This is a genomic window from Pseudomonas sp. GM48, from assembly GCF_000282335.1.
Lineage (GTDB): Bacteria > Pseudomonadota > Gammaproteobacteria > Pseudomonadales > Pseudomonadaceae > Aquipseudomonas.
Genome location: NZ_AKJM01000038.1, coordinates 25869 through 42589 on the forward strand (window position 1 = coordinate 25869; position 16721 = coordinate 42589).

Sequence of the window (16721 nt, forward strand, 5' to 3'; positions counted from 1 at the left end):
GAGCGCTCACCTGTAGGAGCGAGCTTGCTCGCGAAAAACTGCCGCAGAACGCGGTCATCCAGACATCCCGAGTTATCGTTATCGTCCATCGCAAGCAAGCTCGCTCCTACAGGAAGTGGGCTCATGTCATGCCACCTGCGGAACAAGTTGTGCCGCCAACAGGTGCTTGAGCAATGCGCGATAAGCGAGAACACCACGGCTCTTACCGTCGAACTGCGATGGCGTCAGCCCGGCACGGCTGGCATCACGCAGTCGCGTGTCCACCGGGATGTAGCCCTGCCAGATTTCATCGGGGAATTTGTCGCGCAGGACACGCAAGGTCCCGAGGGATGCCTGGGTGCGCCGGTCAAACAGTGTCGGAACAATGCTGAATGGCAGCGCCTGTTTGCGTGAGCGGTTGATCATCGCCAGGGTGTTGACCATGCGCTCGAGGCCTTTGACTGCCAGGTGTTCAGTCTGCACCGGGATCACCAGTTGCTGACTCGCCGCCAAGGCATTGACCATCAGCACGCCAAGCAATGGCGGGCTGTCGATCACCGCGTAATCGAAGTCTTGCCATAGTTGCGCCAGGCTCTTGGCAATCACCAGGCCCAAGCCACTCTGCCCGGGCGACTGGCGCTCAAGAGTGGCCAGCGCGGTGCTGGACGGCAACAGGGAAATGCGTTCGTCGCTGGTCGACAGCAGCAGTTGACCCGGCAGGCCTTGCGGCACGTTGCCCTTGTGCAGGAACAGATCGTAGTTGCTGTGTTCCAGGCTGTCCGGATCGTAGCCGAAGTAGCTGGTCATGGAGCCGTGGGGGTCGAGATCGACCACGACCACGCGCTTGCCCGCCTCCGCCAGCAAGCCGGCTAAAGCGATGGAGGAAGTGGTTTTACCAACACCACCCTTTTGATTGGCGACTGCCCAGACTCTCATTCGGATTGTTCCTCCCGGCCGAACAGCTCGACCGAGAAATAGCTCAACGTGTTAATGCGGGTGACGGAGAATTGACGGCGCTCTCTCGTCCCGGCGACTTGACCGGGGTCGGTGCAGTTTGTGTGCCAGCACGCTTCAATGCGGCATCCGGTTGCGCATGGGCGGTTCCGGTGCCGGTCAGGCTGCGGCGAACATCGAGGTTGCGCGACACCACCAGCACCACGCGACGGTTGCGGGCGCGGCCTTCGGCGGTGGCATTGTTGGCCACCGGCTGAAACTCGCCGTAGCCCACCGACGCCAGGCGACCGGGATTCACCCCTTGCATCGCCAGCATGCGTACGATGCTGGCCGAACGGGCCGAGGACAGCTCCCAGTTGGTCGGGTACTGCGCGGTGCGGATCGGTTGATCGTCGGTGAAACCTTCGACATGAATCGGGTTGTCGAATGGCTTCAGGATCGCGGCGACCTTGTCGATGATGTTGAACGCGATGTCGCTGGGCATGGCATCGCCGCTGCCGAATAGCAGGCTGGAGTTGAGCTCGATCTCGACCCACAGTTCGTTGCCGCGCACAGTCATCTGATTGGAGCTGATCAGGTCACCGAACGCCGCGCTGATGTCATCGGCGATGCTTTTGAGCGGATCGCTGGCGCCGGCGACACCGGCATCGACCTGGTCACTGTCCTTGGCCAACGGCTTGGCCGGGGTCACGGACTTCGGCCGTTCGTCACCGATGGGGATCGGCTTGAGCGCGCGATCGGAATCGGTGAAGACGCCGATCAGCGCTTCGGAAATGACCTTGTACTTGCCTTCGTTGATCGACGAAATCGAGTACATCACCACGAAAAAGGCGAACAGCAAGGTGATGAAGTCCGCGTAGGACACCAGCCAACGTTCATGGTTTACATGCTCTTCATGCTGGCGACGACGTGCCATGATCCATGTCTCCCATCAATCCATGAAGCCCTGAAGCTTCAACTCAATGGAGCGAGGGTTTTCACCTTCGGCGATCGACAGGATCCCTTCCAGCAACATTTCTCGATAACGCGACTGGCGCAACGCGATGGATTTGAGTTTGGCCGCAATCGGCAGCAGCATGAGGTTGGCACTGGCCACGCCGTAGATAGTGGCGACGAAAGCCACGGCGATGCCGCTACCCAGTTGCGACGGATCACCCAGGTTGCCCATGACGTGAATCAGGCCCATCACCGCACCGATGATACCGATGGTCGGCGCATAGCCGCCCATGCTTTCGAAGACCTTGGCGGCTTCGATATCGCGGGCTTCCTGGGTGTAAAAATCCACTTCCAGAATGCTGCGGATCGCTTCCGGCTCGGCGCCATCCACCAGCAATTGCAGGCCTTTGCGCGCGTAGTTGTCGGGTTCGGCGTCGGCGATACCTTCAAGACCCAGCAGGCCTTCCTTGCGTGCCGTCAGGCTCCAGTTCACCACGCGGTCGATGCCACCGGCCAGATCGACACGGGGCGGAAACAGGATCCACGCGAGGATCTGCATGGCACGCTTGAAGGCGCTCATCGGCGATTGCAGTAGTGCGGCGCCAATAGTGCCACCGAGCACGATCAGCGCTGCCGGACCATTGGCCAGAGCGCCGAGGTGACCGCCTTCAAGGTAGTTGCCGCCAATGATGGCGACAAAGGCCATGATGATGCCGATCAGGCTTAGAACATCCATCAGATGCACGCCTCGACCAAGTGCTTGCCGATATCGTCGAGGCTGTACACCGCGTCGGCGAGCTCAGCTTTGACGATGGCCATCGGCATGCCGTAGATCACGCAACTGGCTTCGTCCTGCGCCCAGATCGAACTGCCGCCCTGCTTGAGCAGGCGCGCACCTTCACGACCGTCGGCCCCCATGCCGGTCAGGACGACCGCCAGAACTTTGTCACCGTAGGACTTGGCCGCCGAACCGAACGTGATATCCACGCACGGCTTGTAATTCAGACGTTCGTCGCCCGGGAGGATTTTCACCGCGCCGCGGCCGTCGATCATCATTTGCTTGCCACCCGGCGCCAGCAGCGCCAGGCCCGGACGCAGGATGTCGCCGTCCTCGGCTTCCTTGACGCTGATGCGGCAAAGCTTGTCCAGGCGCTCGGCGAAGGCCTTGGTGAAGGCCGCCGGCATGTGTTGGATCAGCACGATCGGCGCCGGGAAGCTGGCCGGCAATTGGGTCAACACTCGTTGCAGGGCAACGGGGCCGCCGGTGGAAGTACCGATGGCCACCAGTTTGTAGTTTTTGCGTTTCGGCGCGGGCGACGACGGGGTGGCCGCATGCGCACGCACAGGGATCGGTGCCGGACGCACGGACGCGCTGCCGCCAAAGCTGCCAGCGCTCGAAGACGCAGGTGCAGGGGTGGGCGCGGCGACAGGCGCCGGAGCGCTGTAGGTGCTGACCCGACGATTACTGCGCGAGATGCTCAGAATCTTCTCGCACAGCAGTTGCTTTACCTTCTCGGGGTTGCGCGAGATGTCTTCGAAATTCTTCGGCAGGAAGTCCACCGCGCCGGCATCCAGCGCATCGAGGGTGACCCGGGCACCTTCGTGGGTCAGCGAGGAGAACATCAAGACCGGGGTCGGGCAGCGCTGCATGATGTGCCGCACTGCCGTGATGCCGTCCATCATCGGCATCTCGTAGTCCATGGTGATCACGTCGGGCTTGAGGGCCAGCGCCTGATCAATCGCCTCTTTGCCGTTGGTCGCCGTGCCGACGACCTGGATATTCGAATCCGCTGAAAGAATTTCCGAGACGCGGCGGCGGAAAAACCCCGAATCGTCCACCACCAGGACTTTGACTGCCATAAACACTCCATTAGATGGAGCGAGGCCAGGCGCCCCGCTCCACCAGAATCAAATACGCCGTGTGGCGTAACGCTTGAGCATGCTCGGTACATCGAGAATCAGCGCAATGCGGCCGTCACCGGTGATGGTGGCGCCGGACATGCCCGGAGTTCCCTGGAGCATTTTGCCCAATGGCTTGATGACCACTTCTTCCTGGCCCACCAGTTGGTCGACGACAAAGCCGATCCGTTGCGTGCCCACCGAAAGGATCACCACGTGGCCTTCGCGCTGCTCTTCGTGAGCGGCGGAGCTGACCAGCCAGCGTTTGAGATAGAACAATGGCAGTGCCTTGTCCCGTACGATCACCACTTCCTGGCCGTCCACGACGTTGGTGGTCGACAGGTCGAGGTGGAAGATCTCGTTGACGTTCACCAGCGGGAACGCAAATGCCTGGTTGCCGAGCATGACCATCAGTGTCGGCATGATCGCCAGGGTCAGCGGCACCTTGATGACGATCTTCGAGCCCTGGCCCTTGGCCGAGTAGATATTGATCGAACCGTTGAGCTGGGAAATCTTGGTTTTCACCACGTCCATGCCCACGCCGCGACCCGATACGTCGGATATCTCGGTTTTGGTCGAGAATCCCGGGGCGAAGATCAGGTTGTAGCACTCGGTGTCGCTCAAGCGATCGGCCGCATCCTTGTCCATCACGCCGCGTTTTACCGCGATGGAACGCAGGACGTTCGGGTCCATGCCTTTGCCATCATCGGAGATCGACAGCAGGATGTGATCGCCTTCCTGCTCGGCCGCCAGGATCACCTTGCCGCCACGGGCCTTGCCCGAGGCTTCGCGTTCTTCCGGCGATTCGATGCCGTGGTCGACCGCGTTGCGCACCAAGTGCACCAGCGGGTCGGCCAGGGCCTCGACGAGGTTCTTGTCGAGGTCGGTTTCTTCGCCGACCAGTTCCAGGTTGATCTCTTTCTTGAGCTGGCGAGCCAGGTCGCGAACCAGGCGCGGGAAGCGCCCGAAAACTTTCTTGATCGGTTGCATCCGGGTTTTCATGACCGCGGTTTGCAGGTCGGCCGTAACCACGTCGAGGTTCGACACGGCCTTGGACATGGCTTCGTCGCCGCTGTTGAGCCCCAGGCGGACCAGGCGGTTACGAACCAGTACCAACTCGCCGACCATGTTCATGATTTCGTCGAGGCGCGCGGTATCGACACGCACGGTGGTCTCGGCTTCGCTCGCCGGCTTTTCCGCAGGTGGCGCGGCCGGGGCGCGGGCAGCAGCTGGTGCAGCAGCGGCCGCGGGAGCCGGCGTTTCGGCTTTTGGCTCCGGTGCCTTGGCCACAGGTTTCGGCGCCGCGACCTTGGCTGCCGGTGCCGCAACAGAAGCGTTGGAACCGTTGGCCACCGTCGCAGTGCCGACTTCGCTGAACTTGCCTTTACCGTGCAATTCGTCGAGCAGCGTTTCGAACTCGTGATCGGAAATCAGATCACTGCCGGCCGCCACTGCGGTGGGTGCGGCGGGTGCAGGCACGGAAGCAATGGCCGATTCCAGTGCCTCGACGGCAAAGTTGCCCTTGCCATGCAACTGATCGAGCAAAGCCTCGAATTCATCATCGGTAATGTCGGAGCTGTCGCCCGCCGCTTTCGGCGCTTGCGCAGGCGCAGGCGCCGGCACCACCGCGTCAATGGCGAACTGGCCTTTACCGTGCAACTGATCGAGCAATGACTCGAACTCGGCATCGGTGATTTCGTCGCTGGCAGCGGCATCGCTGGCAGGCGCTGGAGCAGCCGCCGAGGCAGCCGCCGGGGCCTCGGCCTGCGCCTTGACGGCGTTCAGCGAGTCCAGCAGTTGTTCGAATTCATTGTCGGTGATGTCGCCCGATTCGCTTTCAGCCACGGGCTCTTCAATCACTTCGGCGACAGGCGCGGATACGGCATCGTCTGCCGTTTGCGGCTCGGCCAGACGGGCCAGTGCCGCAAGCAATTCAGGTGTCGCAGCCGTGATCGGGCCGCGCTCGCGGACTTCGCTGAACATGCTGTTCACCGCGTCCAGCGCTTCGAGAACCACGTCCATCAATTCCGAGTCGACGCGCCGCTCACCCTTGCGCAGGATGTCGAACACGTTCTCGGCGATGTGGCAGCACTCCACCAGCTCGTTGAGCTGGAGGAAGCCGGCGCCCCCTTTTACAGTGTGAAAACCGCGAAAAATTGCATTGAGCAGATCCGCATCATCCGGACGGCTTTCCAGCTCGACCAGTTGCTCGGACAGTTGCTCTAGAATCTCGCCGGCCTCAACCAGGAAATCCTGAAGGATCTCTTCATCGGCGCCGAAGCTCATCAGGGGGGTGCTCCTAACAGGTCTAAAAACCTAAAATACCTAAAAGTCTAAAACCCTAGGCTGGATAGCAAATCGTCCACATCGTCCTGACCGGACACAACGTCTTCTCTTTTATCGGCATGAATCTGCGGACCTTCACCCTGAGAGAGATGTTTTTGTGGATCTTTTTCCGCAAGCATCGCTTCATGGTCATGTTCGATGCCCGCAAAGCGGTCCACCTGACTGGCCATCAGCACAAGCTTGAGCAGGTTGCTTTCAACTTCGGTGACCAACTGGGTCACACGCTTGATCACTTGCCCTGTGAGGTCCTGGTAATCCTGGGCGAGCAGGATGTCGTTCAGGTTGCCCGACACCGCACGATTGTCCGTGCCGCTGCGCGTCAGGAAGCCGTCGACCCGCCGGGCCAGCTCACGAAACTCTTCCGCGCCGACTTCGCGACGCATGAAGCGCCCCCAGTCCGTGCTCAAGGCCTGGGCTTCATCCGCCAGGCCATTGACCAGCGGCGTGGCACTTTCCACCAGATCCATGGTGCGGTTGGCCGCGGCCTCGGTCAGCTTGACCACATACCCCAGACGCTCGGTGGCATCGGTGATCTGCGACACCTCTTCGGCTTGCGGCATGTGCGGGTCAATCTGGAAATTGACGATCGCGCTATGCAGCTCGCGAGTGAGCTTGCCCACTTCCTGATACAGGCCGCGGTCACGGGTCTGGTTGAGCTCATGGATCAATTGCACGGCGTCGCCGAACTTGCCTTTTTCAAGGCTCGCGACCAATTCGACGGCGTGTTTTTTCAGGGTCGACTCAAAGTCGCCCAATGAAGTTTCGTTATTGCCCATAGCTCCCCCGTGGCGCACTCATCAACCGATGCGTTCGAAAATCTTCTCGATTTTTTCTTTCAACGCCTGGGCCGTGAAGGGTTTGACCACATAGCCGTTAACGCCGGCCTGGGCCGCCTCGATGATCTGCTCACGCTTGGCTTCAGCGGTCACCATCAGCACCGGCAGGTGCTTGAGCTTTTCATCGGCACGCACGTGGCGCAGCAGATCGATACCGGTCATGCCAGGCATGTTCCAGTCCGTTACCAGAAAGTCGATGCTTCCGCTGTTGAGCACCGGAATGGCGGTAGTGCCATCGTCGGCCTCGACGGTGTTGGTGAACCCAAGGTCACGCAGCAGGTTCTTGATGATCCGCCGCATCGTTGAGAAGTCATCAACGATGAGGATTTTCATGTTCTTGTCCAATTCGACCTCCAAGCAGTCTTAAACGCGCCCAGCACCTGGACGCGCCATTTCAATCAATCCGGCAAAGCACTCAATGACTGTCTGGAGCACAACAGATCGGGACCGGAGCAGTTCAACACCACACCAGCCTCTTTCGCAGTGTCCCCACACTGCCTTCAGCGCGCTCGCCACTCCCCCAAACGCCCCCGCAAACGGGCCGCGCACTGGCTGTGTAACTGGCTGACCCGAGATTCGCTGACCCCCAGGACCTCACCGATTTCCTTGAGGTTCAACTCTTCGTCGTAGTACAGCGCCAACACCAGTCGCTCGCGCTCCGGCAAATTGGCAATCGCATCCGCCAGCGCAGCCTGGAAGCGTTCATCTTCCAGGTCGCGTGACGGCTCGAGATGAGCACTCGCGCCATCCTCGTGCAGCCCTTCGTGTTCGCCGTCCTGCAACAGATCGTCAAAACTGAATAACCGGCTGCCCAGGGTGTCGTTCAAAATCCCGTAGTAATCGTCGAGACTCAATTGGAGTTCGGCCGCAACTTCGTGATCTTTAGCGTCACGGCCGGTTTTCGCTTCAATCGAGCGAATGGCGTCGCTGACCATGCGCGTATTGCGGTGAACCGAACGTGGTGCCCAGTCCCCCTTGCGCACTTCATCGAGCATGGCGCCGCGGATTCGAATGCCCGCGTACGTCTCGAAACTGGCGCCTTTGCCGGCGTCATATTTGGTTGACACTTCAAGCAGGCCGATCATCCCGGCCTGGATCAGGTCTTCGACCTGGACACTGGCCGGCAAGCGCGCCAGCAAGTGGTAGGCAATGCGTTTAACCAGCGGTGCGTAACGCTCGATCAGCTCGTACTGCGCATCACGCGCCGATGTTTTGTAGAGGTTGTAACTGCTGGCCGTCATATCACAGGTCCTGCTGTCTGTTGCACGAGGCGCTCGACGAAAAACTCCAGGTGCCCGCGCGGGTTGGCAGGCAGCGGCCAGGTATCGACTTTCTGTGCGATGGCCTTGAACGCCAGCGAGCACTTGGAACGCGGGAACGCCTCGTAGACAGCGCGCTGCTTCTGCACGGCCTTGCGTACGCTTTCGTCGTAGGGCACCGCGCCGACGTATTGCAGGGCGACGTCGAGGAAGCGATCCGTGACTTTGGTCAACTTGGCGAACAGGTTGCGCCCTTCCTGCGGGCTCTGGGCCATGTTGGCCAGGACGCGGAAGCGGTTCATGCCGTAGTCGCGATTGAGCAACTTGATCAAGGCGTAGGCATCGGTAATCGAGGTCGGTTCGTCGCACACCACCAGCAGCACTTCCTGGGCTGCGCGAACGAAACTGACTACCGAGTCACCAATACCCGCAGCGGTGTCGATCACCAATACGTCGAGGTTATCGCCGATATCGCTGAAGGCCTGGATCAGGCCGGCGTGTTGCGCCGGGCTCAGATGCACCATGCTCTGAGTGCCGGATGCGGCCGGAACGATACGGATGCCGCCTGGCCCCTGCAGCAGTACATCGCGCAGTTCGCAGCGGCCCTCGATCACGTCGGCCAGGGTACGTTTGGGTGTCAGGCCCAGCAGAACGTCGACGTTCGCCAACCCCAGGTCGGCGTCCAGCAACATGACGCGCCGGCCAAGCTCAGCCAAAGCCAGGGACAAGTTCACTGACACGTTAGTTTTCCCGACGCCACCTTTGCCGCCGGTCACCGCGATCACCTGTACGGGATGCATGCTGCCCATGTTATTTCTTTACCTTGTCTTGCATAGACGGAGGCCACATTACTGGCTGCGCGTTCGCAAACGGAACAATGCATGGCAGACCATCGATGTAGGTACAAAAACTGTTCATTAATACCTCAGCCAACCTGCTTGGTCGGGCTGTGGTAGATGTCAGCGAACATGTCAGCCATGGCTTCTTCGCTGGGTTCTTCCTGCATTTGCACACTCACGGCGCGACTGACCAACTGGTGACGACGCGGCAGATGCAAATCATCCGGAATCCGCGGGCCATCGGTCAGGTAGGCCACCGGCAGCTCATGACTGATGGCCAGGCTCAACACCTCGCCCAGGCTTGCCGTTTCATCCAGTTTAGTCAGAATGCAGCCAGCGAGCCCACAACGCTTGTAACTGTGGTACGCGGCCGTTAGAACCTGTTTCTGGCTGGTGGTTGCCAGGACCAGATAATTTTTCGAGCGAATGCCACGACCGGCCAGGCTTTCGAGCTGCATGCGCAGTGCCGGATCGCTGGCCTGCAGGCCAGCGGTATCGATCAGCACCACACGCTTGCGCAGCAACGGCTCCAGCGCCTGCACCAGGGACTGGCCCGGATCGACGTGGGTCACCGACACATTGAGAATGCGCCCCAGGGTCTTGAGCTGCTCCTGGGCACCGATGCGAAAGCTGTCCATGCTCACCAGCGCAATGTTCTGCGCGCCGTACTTGAGCACATAACGGGCAGCCAGCTTGGCCAGGGTGGTGGTCTTGCCCATGCCGGCCGGGCCGACCATGGCAATCACACCGCCCTCTTCCAGCGGCTCGACTTCCGGCGTAACGATCATGCGCGCCAGGTGCGCCAGCAACATTCGCCAAGCCTGACGAGGCTCTTCGATTTCGGTAATCAGCGCCAGCAGATCGCGCGACAGCGGGCCAGACAGGCCAATGCGTTGCAGGCGGCGCCAGAGATTGGCCTGGTCCGGACGACTGCCTTGCAGCTGATTCCAGGCCAGGGAGCCCAGCTGAACTTCCATGAGTTCGCGCAGGCTGTTGAGTTCGAAACGCATCGAGTCGAACGCTCGCGGGTCCACGCCTGTGGAGGCTGGTGCCGCCGGTGCAGGGCGACGAGGTTCGGCGTACGTCGGCTCGATCAACGGTTCGGCGGCGGTCAGCGGCAGGCCGGCGAACAACTGACGGTTGGTGCTCTTGTCGCTCTCGCCATCGCTACGCAGGCTCAATTCGGCCTGGGCGGTGACGATCCGCGACTGAGTCTTGCGCAGCTCGTCTTCGAGCTCCATGTTCGGAACCCGAGGCGCCAGCGCCGACAACTTGTAATCCAGCGCAGCCGTCAGCTCGACACCACCGGCGATCCGGCGGTTGCCAATGATGGCGGCATCGGCGCCCAGCTCATCACGAACCAGCTTCATGGCCTGACGCATATCGGCGGCGAAAAAACGCTTAACTTGCATAAACCACTACCTCAGCCGTTGGGCCCTACTGTCGCAACGATGGTCACTTGCTTGTTGTCAGGAATTTCCTGGTAAGCCAACACGTGCAAACCCGGGACTGCGAGCCGGCCAAATCGCGAGAGCATCGCGCGAACCGGACCGGCCACCAGCAGAATCACCGGCTGACCCTGCATCTCCTGGCGCTGCGCCGCGTCGATCAACGAGCGTTGCAACTTCTCAGCCATGCTTGGCTCCAGCAGAACGCCCTCTTCCGAGCCTTGTCCTGCCTTTTGCAGACTATTGAGCAATATCTGTTCCAACCTTGGCTCCAGCGTGATTACTGGCAGCTCCGACTCAGTGCCTACAATGCTTTGCACGATTGCACGGGATACGCCAACACGCACGGCAGCCACCAACGCGGCGGTATCTTGACTCTTGGCAGCATTGTTGGCGATGGCCTCGGCAATGCTGCGGATATCGCGCACGGGGACTTGTTCGGCCAACAGCGCTTGCAGCACCTTGAGCAACTGCGACAGCGAAACCACGCCCGGCACCAGCTCCTCGGCCAGTTTCGGCGAGCTTTTGGCCAGCAATTGCATGAGTTGCTGCACTTCTTCGTGACCGATCAGTTCACTGGAATGCTTGTAAAGTATCTGGTTCAAATGCGTGGCCACTACTGTACTGGCATCGACCACCGTATAACCGAGCGATTGCGCCTGCGCGCGCTGGCTGATTTCGATCCAGACCGCCTCCAGACCGAAAGCCGGATCTTTGGCGGTAATACCGTTGAGCGAACCGTAGACCTGTCCCGGGTTGATCGCCAGTTCGCGATCCGGGTAAATCTCCGCCTCGGCCAGTATCACCCCCATGAGGGTCAGGCGATAGGCACTCGGTGCCAGGTCGAGGTTGTCGCGGATATGCACCGTCGGCATCAGGAAGCCCAGGTCCTGGGAGAGCTTCTTGCGCACCCCCTTGATCCGCGCCAGCAACTGGCCGCCCTGGTTGCGGTCCACCAACGGAATCAAGCGATAACCCACCTCCAGGCCGATCATGTCGATTGGCGTCACGTCATCCCAGCCGAGCTCCTTGGTTTCCTGGGCGCGGGCCGGCGACGGCAGCAGTTCCTGCTGGCGCTTGACCTCTTGCAGGGCCTGTACCTTGGCGACGTTGTGCTTTTTCCAGAACAGATAGGCGCCACCGGCCGCCAGGGCCGCCATGCTCAGGAACGAGAAGTGTGGCATGCCGGGCACCAGGCCCATGACCGCCATCAAGCCTGCCGCCACAGCCAGTGCCTTGGGGGAGGCGAACATCTGGCGATTGATTTGCTTGCCCATGTCTTCCGAACCGGAAGCACGAGTCACCATGATCGCTGCGGCTGTCGATAACAACAGTGATGGCAATTGCGCCACCAAACCGTCACCGATGGTCAACAGCGCATACACCTTGCCGGCGTCGGCGAAGTTCATGTTGTGCTGGAAGATACCGACCGCCATGCCGCCAATCAGGTTGATGAACAGGATCAACAGGCCGGCGATGGCGTCACCCCGGACGAATTTGCTCGCACCGTCCATGGAACCGTAGAACTCGGCTTCCTGCGCAACTTCCGAACGGCGGGCCTTGGCCTGGGCCTGATCGATCAGGCCGGCGTTGAGGTCGGCGTCGATCGCCATTTGCTTGCCGGGCATCGCATCGAGGGTGAAACGCGCGCTCACCTCGGAAATCCGCCCCGCACCCTTGGTCACCACGACGAAGTTGATGATCATCAAGATCGCGAAGACCACGATACCGACCACGTAGTTACCGCCGATCACCACCTCGCCGAACGCCTGGATCACTTTACCGGCAGCGGCGTGACCATCCTGGCCGTGAAGCATGACCACCCGAGTGGAGGCCACGTTCAATGCCAGGCGCAACAGCGTCGCCACCAGCAAAATGGTCGGGAACACCGCAAAATCCAGCGGCCGCAAAGCGTAGACACAGACCAGCAGCACGACGATGGACAGCGCGATGTTGAAGGTGAAGAACACGTCCAGCAGGAACGGCGGCACCGGCAACATCATCATCGCCAGCATGACCAGCAGCAACAGCGGCACGCCCAGATTGCCCCGACTGAGGTCGGCAATATTGCTGCGGGCACTGTTGATTAACTGAGAGCGATCCACCGGTTTTCCCCGTTCCTTTAAAGCAAACTTTTGACGCCTGAAGCAGGCGCAGAGCGGCTACTGCAAGAAGCTTTCCAACTTTTGCGGGGTTTGAAATAGAGGGGCTTATCAACGAAATGAGCGCGCGAACCATCCGTAGCAGCTGCCGAGCCCGCGAGGCTGCGTTCGGCTGCGCAGCAGTCGTCAGTTCCCGGCGAGGACTGCGTCCTCGAACGCAGCCTCGCGGGCTCGGCAGCTGCTACAAACTCAGGAATCGCGGCGTAGATCCGGCGGAATCGGCAGGTCATCCTTGAGCGGATCCGGTCGTTTACCCTTGCCCGCCCGGTACTGTCGAATCTGATAAACGTAAGCCAGTACCTGCGCGACTGCCAGATAGAGTCCGCCGGGAATTTCCTGCTCAAGTTCGGTGGAGTAGTAGATCGAGCGCGCCAGCGCCGGCGACTCCAGCAGCAATATCTCGTTGGCCACTGCGATCTCACGGATCTTCAAGGCCAGGAAGTCACTACCCTTGGCCAGCAACACCGGCGCATTACCCTTCTCCGGGTCGTACTTGAGGGCCACGGCGTAGTGGGTCGGGTTGGTGATGACCACGTCGGCCTCGGGAATCGCGGCCATCATTCGCCGCTGGGACATCTCGCGCTGCAGCTGTCGAATCCGCTGCTTGACCTCCGGCCGCCCGTCTTGATCCTTATGCTCGTCACGCACTTCCTGCTTGGTCATCAGCAGTTTCTTGTGGCTTTCCCAGAGCTGCACCGGCACGTCCACCACAGCGATGAGGATCAGCCCGCACGCCATCCACAAGGTGCTCCAGCCCACCACTTGCAGGCTGTGAATGATCGCCATGTCCAGGGGCTCATGGGCGATGCGCAGCAGGTCATCGATGTCCGACGACAATACCGCCAGTGCCACGAACAGAATGATGATGAACTTGGCCAGGGCCTTGAGCAGTTCGACCAGCGATTTGGTGGAGAACATACGCTTGAGGCCGGGGCCGGGATTCAAGCGGCTGAACTTGGGCGCCATGGAGCTCGCCGCGAACAGCCAGCCGCCCAGGGAAATCGGACCGATGATGGCGGCCAGCACCAACGTGATCATCACTGGCTGGATCGACCACAGGGCAATTTGCCCCGAACGCATCAGGTAGGTGGCCATGGAGCGCTGATCCAGAATCACTTCCCGCGGCAGCGAAAAGTTGATGCGCATCAGCTCCATCATGTCCTGCGCCATGGCGCCGCCAAAAATCAGCAACGCCGAGGCACCGACCAGCATGATCGCCAGGGTGTTGAGCTCCTTGGACCGCGCTATCTCACCCTTTTCACGGGAGTCCTGCTTGCGCTTCTCCGTGGGGTCTTCTGTTTTGTCCTGACCGCTTTCGCTCTCAGCCATGACTCAGCTCGCCCGTGCCATTTCGCGCAAAAACTGCAAGGCCTCGGAGGCCAGCGGTTGATACTGATTGAGAATGTCCGCCAGCCCGACCCAGACGATGAACAGGCCAAGCACCAGGATCAGCGGGAAGCCGACAGAGAAAATATTGAGTTGCGGCGCCGCCCGGGTCATGACGCCAAACGCGATGTTGACCACCAGCAACGCGGTGATTGCCGGCAGCACCAGCAGTAACGCCGAGCCAAGTACCCAACCGAGCTTGCCAGCCAGTTCCCAGTAGTGATTAACCATCAAGCCGCCACCCACCGGCAATGTGGTGAAACTCTCGGTAAGGATCTCGAACACCACCAGATGACCGTTCATGGACAGGAACAGCAGCGTCACCAGCATGGTGAAAAACTGCCCGATCACCGCCGTCGATACGCCGTTGGCCGGGTCGATCATGGAGGCGAAGCCCATGCCCATCTGGATGGCAACGATTTGCCCGGCTACCACAAAGGCCTGGAAGAACAGCTGCAAGGCGAAGCCCATCACCGCGCCGATGAGGATTTGCTCGGCAATCAGCAACAGCCCACTCAAATCCAGCGCATTCACCGGGGGCATCGGCGGCAGGCCCGGTGCGATGACCACGGTAATGGCCAAGGCGAAATACAGGCGGATGCGCCGGGGCAACAGGGTCGTGCCAAACACCGGCATGACCATCAGCAAGGAGCCGACGCGAAACAGCGGCAACATGAACGTCGCCACCCAGGTGCTGATCTGCGTATCGGTCAGCGCAAGCAGTGACATGGTTTAGCCGATGACCTGAGGAATACTGCCGTACAGCTGCAGGATGTAATCCATGAAGGTCTGCACCATCCATGGACCGCCGACGATCAGCGTCACCAGCATCACCAGCAGGCGTGGCAGGAAGCTCAGGGTCTGTTCGTTGATCTGGGTGGCAGCCTGGAACATCGCCACCAGCAGGCCCACCAGCAAACTCGGAATCACCAGGATCGCCACCATCATGGTGGTCAGCCACAGCGCTTCGCGAAAGATGTCGACCGCGACTTCTGGCGTCATGGCGAGACACCGCCGAAGCTGCTGGCCAGCGTGCCGATGATCAGCGCCCAGCCATCCACCAGCACGAACAACATGATCTTGAACGGCAGGGAAATGATCAGCGGCGAGAGCATCATCATACCCATCGCCATCAGTACACTGGCCACGACCAAGTCGATGATCAGGAACGGAATGAAGATCATGAAGCCGATCTGGAACGCCGTTTTCAGCTCGGAGGTCACAAAGGCCGGCACCAGGATGGTCAGTGGTGCCTGATCCGGCGTCGCGATGTCAGTACGCTTGGACAGGCGCATGAACAGCTCCAGATCGCTGGTGCGGGTCTGGGCCAGCATGAAGTTCTTGATCGGCACCTGCGCCTTGGCGACCGCATCCTGGGCCGTCAGCTTTTCCGCCAGATACGGCTGCAGGGCATCCTGGTTCACCCGGTCGAACACCGGCGCCATGATGAACAGGGTCAGGAATAGCGCCATGCCGGTGAGGATCTGGTTCGATGGCGTCTGTTGCAGGCCCAGTGCCTGGCGCAGGATCGAGAAGACAATGATGATCCGGGTGAAACTGGTCATCAGCATGACAAACGCCGGGATAAAACTCAGCGCGGTCATGATCAGCAGGATTTGCAGGCTGACCGAATATTCCTGCGCACCCTGCGCATTGGTGCCTAGGGTGATCGCCGGGATCGACAGCGGATCGGCGCCGAATGCCAGCGGCGCAGCCAGCATCAGGGTCAGCGTCAAGACGATGCGTAGCGCACCCATTACTTCTTATCCTTCTGATCTTTACCCAGCATTTCCAGCAGGCGCTGTGCAAACTCCGGTGTCGGTTTCTCGGTACTCGGCACTTGCACCGGCTCCTTGAGGACGTGCAGCGCAGTAATGCTGCCAGGACTCAGGCCCAACAGGATCTGCTCGTTGCCAACCTGCACCAGCATCAGACGGTCGCGAGGCCCCAGCGCGCGGGAGCCGACAATCTCGATCACCTGCCCTTTGCCAGCCGGACCGGCCTGCTGGACCCGACGCAGCAGCCAGGCGAGAAGGAAGATCAGCCCCAGTACCAGCAGCAAGCCGAACACCAGTTGCGTCAGTTGGCCAGCCACGCCACTGCTCACCGCAGGCACAGCGGCCGTGGCAACCGGTTCGGCCGCCAGCACACTGATCGGCATGGCCAGCGCTGCCCCCAGCAAAGCCCCCAGAACCTTTTTCACTCAGCGCAGCTTCTTGATGCGTTCGCTTGGGCTGATCACGTCCGTCAGGCGGATGCCGAACTTCTCGTTGACCACCACCACTTCGCCGTGGGCGATGAGCGTGCCATTGACCAGCACGTCCAGCGGCTCACCGGCCAGGCGATCAAGCTCGATCACCGAACCCTGGTTCAGTTGCAGCAAGTTGCGGATGTTGATGTCAGTGCTGCCCACTTCCATGGAAATCGACACCGGGATGTCGAGGATCACGTCCAGGTTCGGGCCTTCGAGGCTGACCGGATCGTTGTTTCTCGGCACGCTGCCGAACTCTTCCATTGGCAGGCGGTTGGACGCGGAACTGCCGGAATCGGCTGCCAGCAGGGCGTCGATGTCGGCTTGCCCGGCATCACCGGTTTCTTCCAGGGCCGCGGCCCACTCATCGGCCAGAGCCTGGTCGTCTTGCGTGTTCATATTGTCAGTGTCCTCGGCGAGCAAAAG

The 16721-nt window shown here is 60.6% G+C and carries 17 protein-coding genes; all 17 read right to left on the reverse strand.

From position 1 onward, the window contains the following. Window positions 1–126: 126 nt before the first annotated feature. The 17 genes from PMI28_RS23375 to fliN all read right to left on the reverse strand — a co-directional run bounded on the left by PMI28_RS23375 (window position 127) and on the right by fliN (window position 16694). The gene (locus PMI28_RS23375; protein WP_007983338.1) at window positions 127–915 is read right to left on the reverse strand and encodes a ParA family protein; all 789 of its coding nucleotides are present in this window, start codon (window positions 913–915) and stop codon (window positions 127–129) included. 43 nt (window positions 916–958) lie between these two features. Next, window positions 959–1849: a flagellar motor protein MotD gene (gene motD, locus PMI28_RS23370; RefSeq protein WP_007983341.1), complete on the reverse strand. Its 891-nt coding sequence runs from the start codon at window positions 1847–1849 to the stop codon at window positions 959–961. A 15-nt stretch (window positions 1850–1864) separates the two neighbouring features. Then, window positions 1865–2605 carry a flagellar motor protein gene (locus tag PMI28_RS23365; protein WP_007983343.1) on the reverse strand — a complete coding sequence of 247 codons (741 nt, stop codon included), beginning with the start codon at window positions 2603–2605 and terminating at the stop codon, window positions 1865–1867. Continuing rightward, the gene (locus PMI28_RS23360; protein ID WP_007983346.1) at window positions 2605–3729 is read right to left on the reverse strand and encodes a protein-glutamate methylesterase/protein-glutamine glutaminase; all 1125 of its coding nucleotides are present in this window, start codon (window positions 3727–3729) and stop codon (window positions 2605–2607) included. The genes PMI28_RS23365 and PMI28_RS23360 overlap by 1 nt, the downstream gene beginning before the upstream one ends. Window positions 3730–3777: 48 nt before the next feature. Beyond that, the gene (locus PMI28_RS23355) at window positions 3778–6054 is read right to left on the reverse strand and encodes a chemotaxis protein CheA (RefSeq protein ID WP_007983348.1); all 2277 of its coding nucleotides are present in this window, start codon (window positions 6052–6054) and stop codon (window positions 3778–3780) included. 47 nt (window positions 6055–6101) lie between these two features. Then, a complete protein-coding gene (locus tag PMI28_RS23350) occupies window positions 6102–6890 on the reverse strand; it encodes a protein phosphatase CheZ (protein WP_007983349.1) in 789 nt (262 codons plus the stop codon). 21 nt (window positions 6891–6911) lie between these two features. Then, window positions 6912–7283, reverse strand: a complete 372-nt coding sequence (locus PMI28_RS23345) for a chemotaxis response regulator CheY (protein ID WP_003183998.1) — start codon at window positions 7281–7283, stop codon at window positions 6912–6914. A 167-nt stretch (window positions 7284–7450) separates the two neighbouring features. Continuing rightward, on the reverse strand, window positions 7451–8191 hold the full coding sequence (gene fliA / locus PMI28_RS23340; RefSeq protein ID WP_007983352.1) for an RNA polymerase sigma factor FliA: 741 nt from the start codon (window positions 8189–8191) through the stop codon (window positions 7451–7453). After that, the gene (fleN, locus tag PMI28_RS23335) at window positions 8188–9018 is read right to left on the reverse strand and encodes a flagellar synthesis regulator FleN (RefSeq protein ID WP_007983353.1); all 831 of its coding nucleotides are present in this window, start codon (window positions 9016–9018) and stop codon (window positions 8188–8190) included. The genes fliA and fleN overlap by 4 nt, the downstream gene beginning before the upstream one ends. A 116-nt stretch (window positions 9019–9134) precedes the next feature. After that, window positions 9135–10460 carry a flagellar biosynthesis protein FlhF gene (flhF, locus tag PMI28_RS23330; RefSeq protein WP_007983355.1) on the reverse strand — a complete coding sequence of 442 codons (1326 nt, stop codon included), beginning with the start codon at window positions 10458–10460 and terminating at the stop codon, window positions 9135–9137. Between the two features lie 11 nt (window positions 10461–10471). Continuing rightward, complete coding sequence (flhA, locus tag PMI28_RS23325; RefSeq protein ID WP_007983357.1) at window positions 10472–12601, reverse strand: flagellar biosynthesis protein FlhA; 2130 nt, start codon at window positions 12599–12601, stop codon at window positions 10472–10474. Window positions 12602–12847: 246 nt separating this feature from the next. Continuing rightward, window positions 12848–13987 (reverse strand): flagellar biosynthesis protein FlhB, encoded by a 1140-nt coding sequence (gene flhB / locus PMI28_RS23320; protein WP_007983359.1) that lies wholly within the window; start codon window positions 13985–13987, stop codon window positions 12848–12850. A gap of 3 nt (window positions 13988–13990) precedes the next feature. Beyond that, on the reverse strand, window positions 13991–14773 hold the full coding sequence (fliR, locus tag PMI28_RS23315) for a flagellar biosynthetic protein FliR (RefSeq protein ID WP_007983361.1): 783 nt from the start codon (window positions 14771–14773) through the stop codon (window positions 13991–13993). 3 nt (window positions 14774–14776) lie between these two features. Then, window positions 14777–15046, reverse strand: a complete 270-nt coding sequence (gene fliQ, locus PMI28_RS23310) for a flagellar biosynthesis protein FliQ (RefSeq protein ID WP_007983364.1) — start codon at window positions 15044–15046, stop codon at window positions 14777–14779. Next, window positions 15043–15801, reverse strand: a complete 759-nt coding sequence (gene fliP, locus PMI28_RS23305; RefSeq protein WP_007983366.1) for a flagellar type III secretion system pore protein FliP — start codon at window positions 15799–15801, stop codon at window positions 15043–15045. Before fliP ends, fliQ begins: the two co-directional genes overlap by 4 nt. Beyond that, complete coding sequence (fliO, locus tag PMI28_RS23300) at window positions 15801–16247, reverse strand: flagellar biosynthetic protein FliO (RefSeq protein ID WP_007983368.1); 447 nt, start codon at window positions 16245–16247, stop codon at window positions 15801–15803. The genes fliP and fliO overlap by 1 nt, the downstream gene beginning before the upstream one ends. Next, a complete protein-coding gene (gene fliN, locus PMI28_RS23295) occupies window positions 16248–16694 on the reverse strand; it encodes a flagellar motor switch protein FliN (protein ID WP_007983370.1) in 447 nt (148 codons plus the stop codon). Between the last annotated feature and the right edge of the window lie 27 nt (window positions 16695–16721).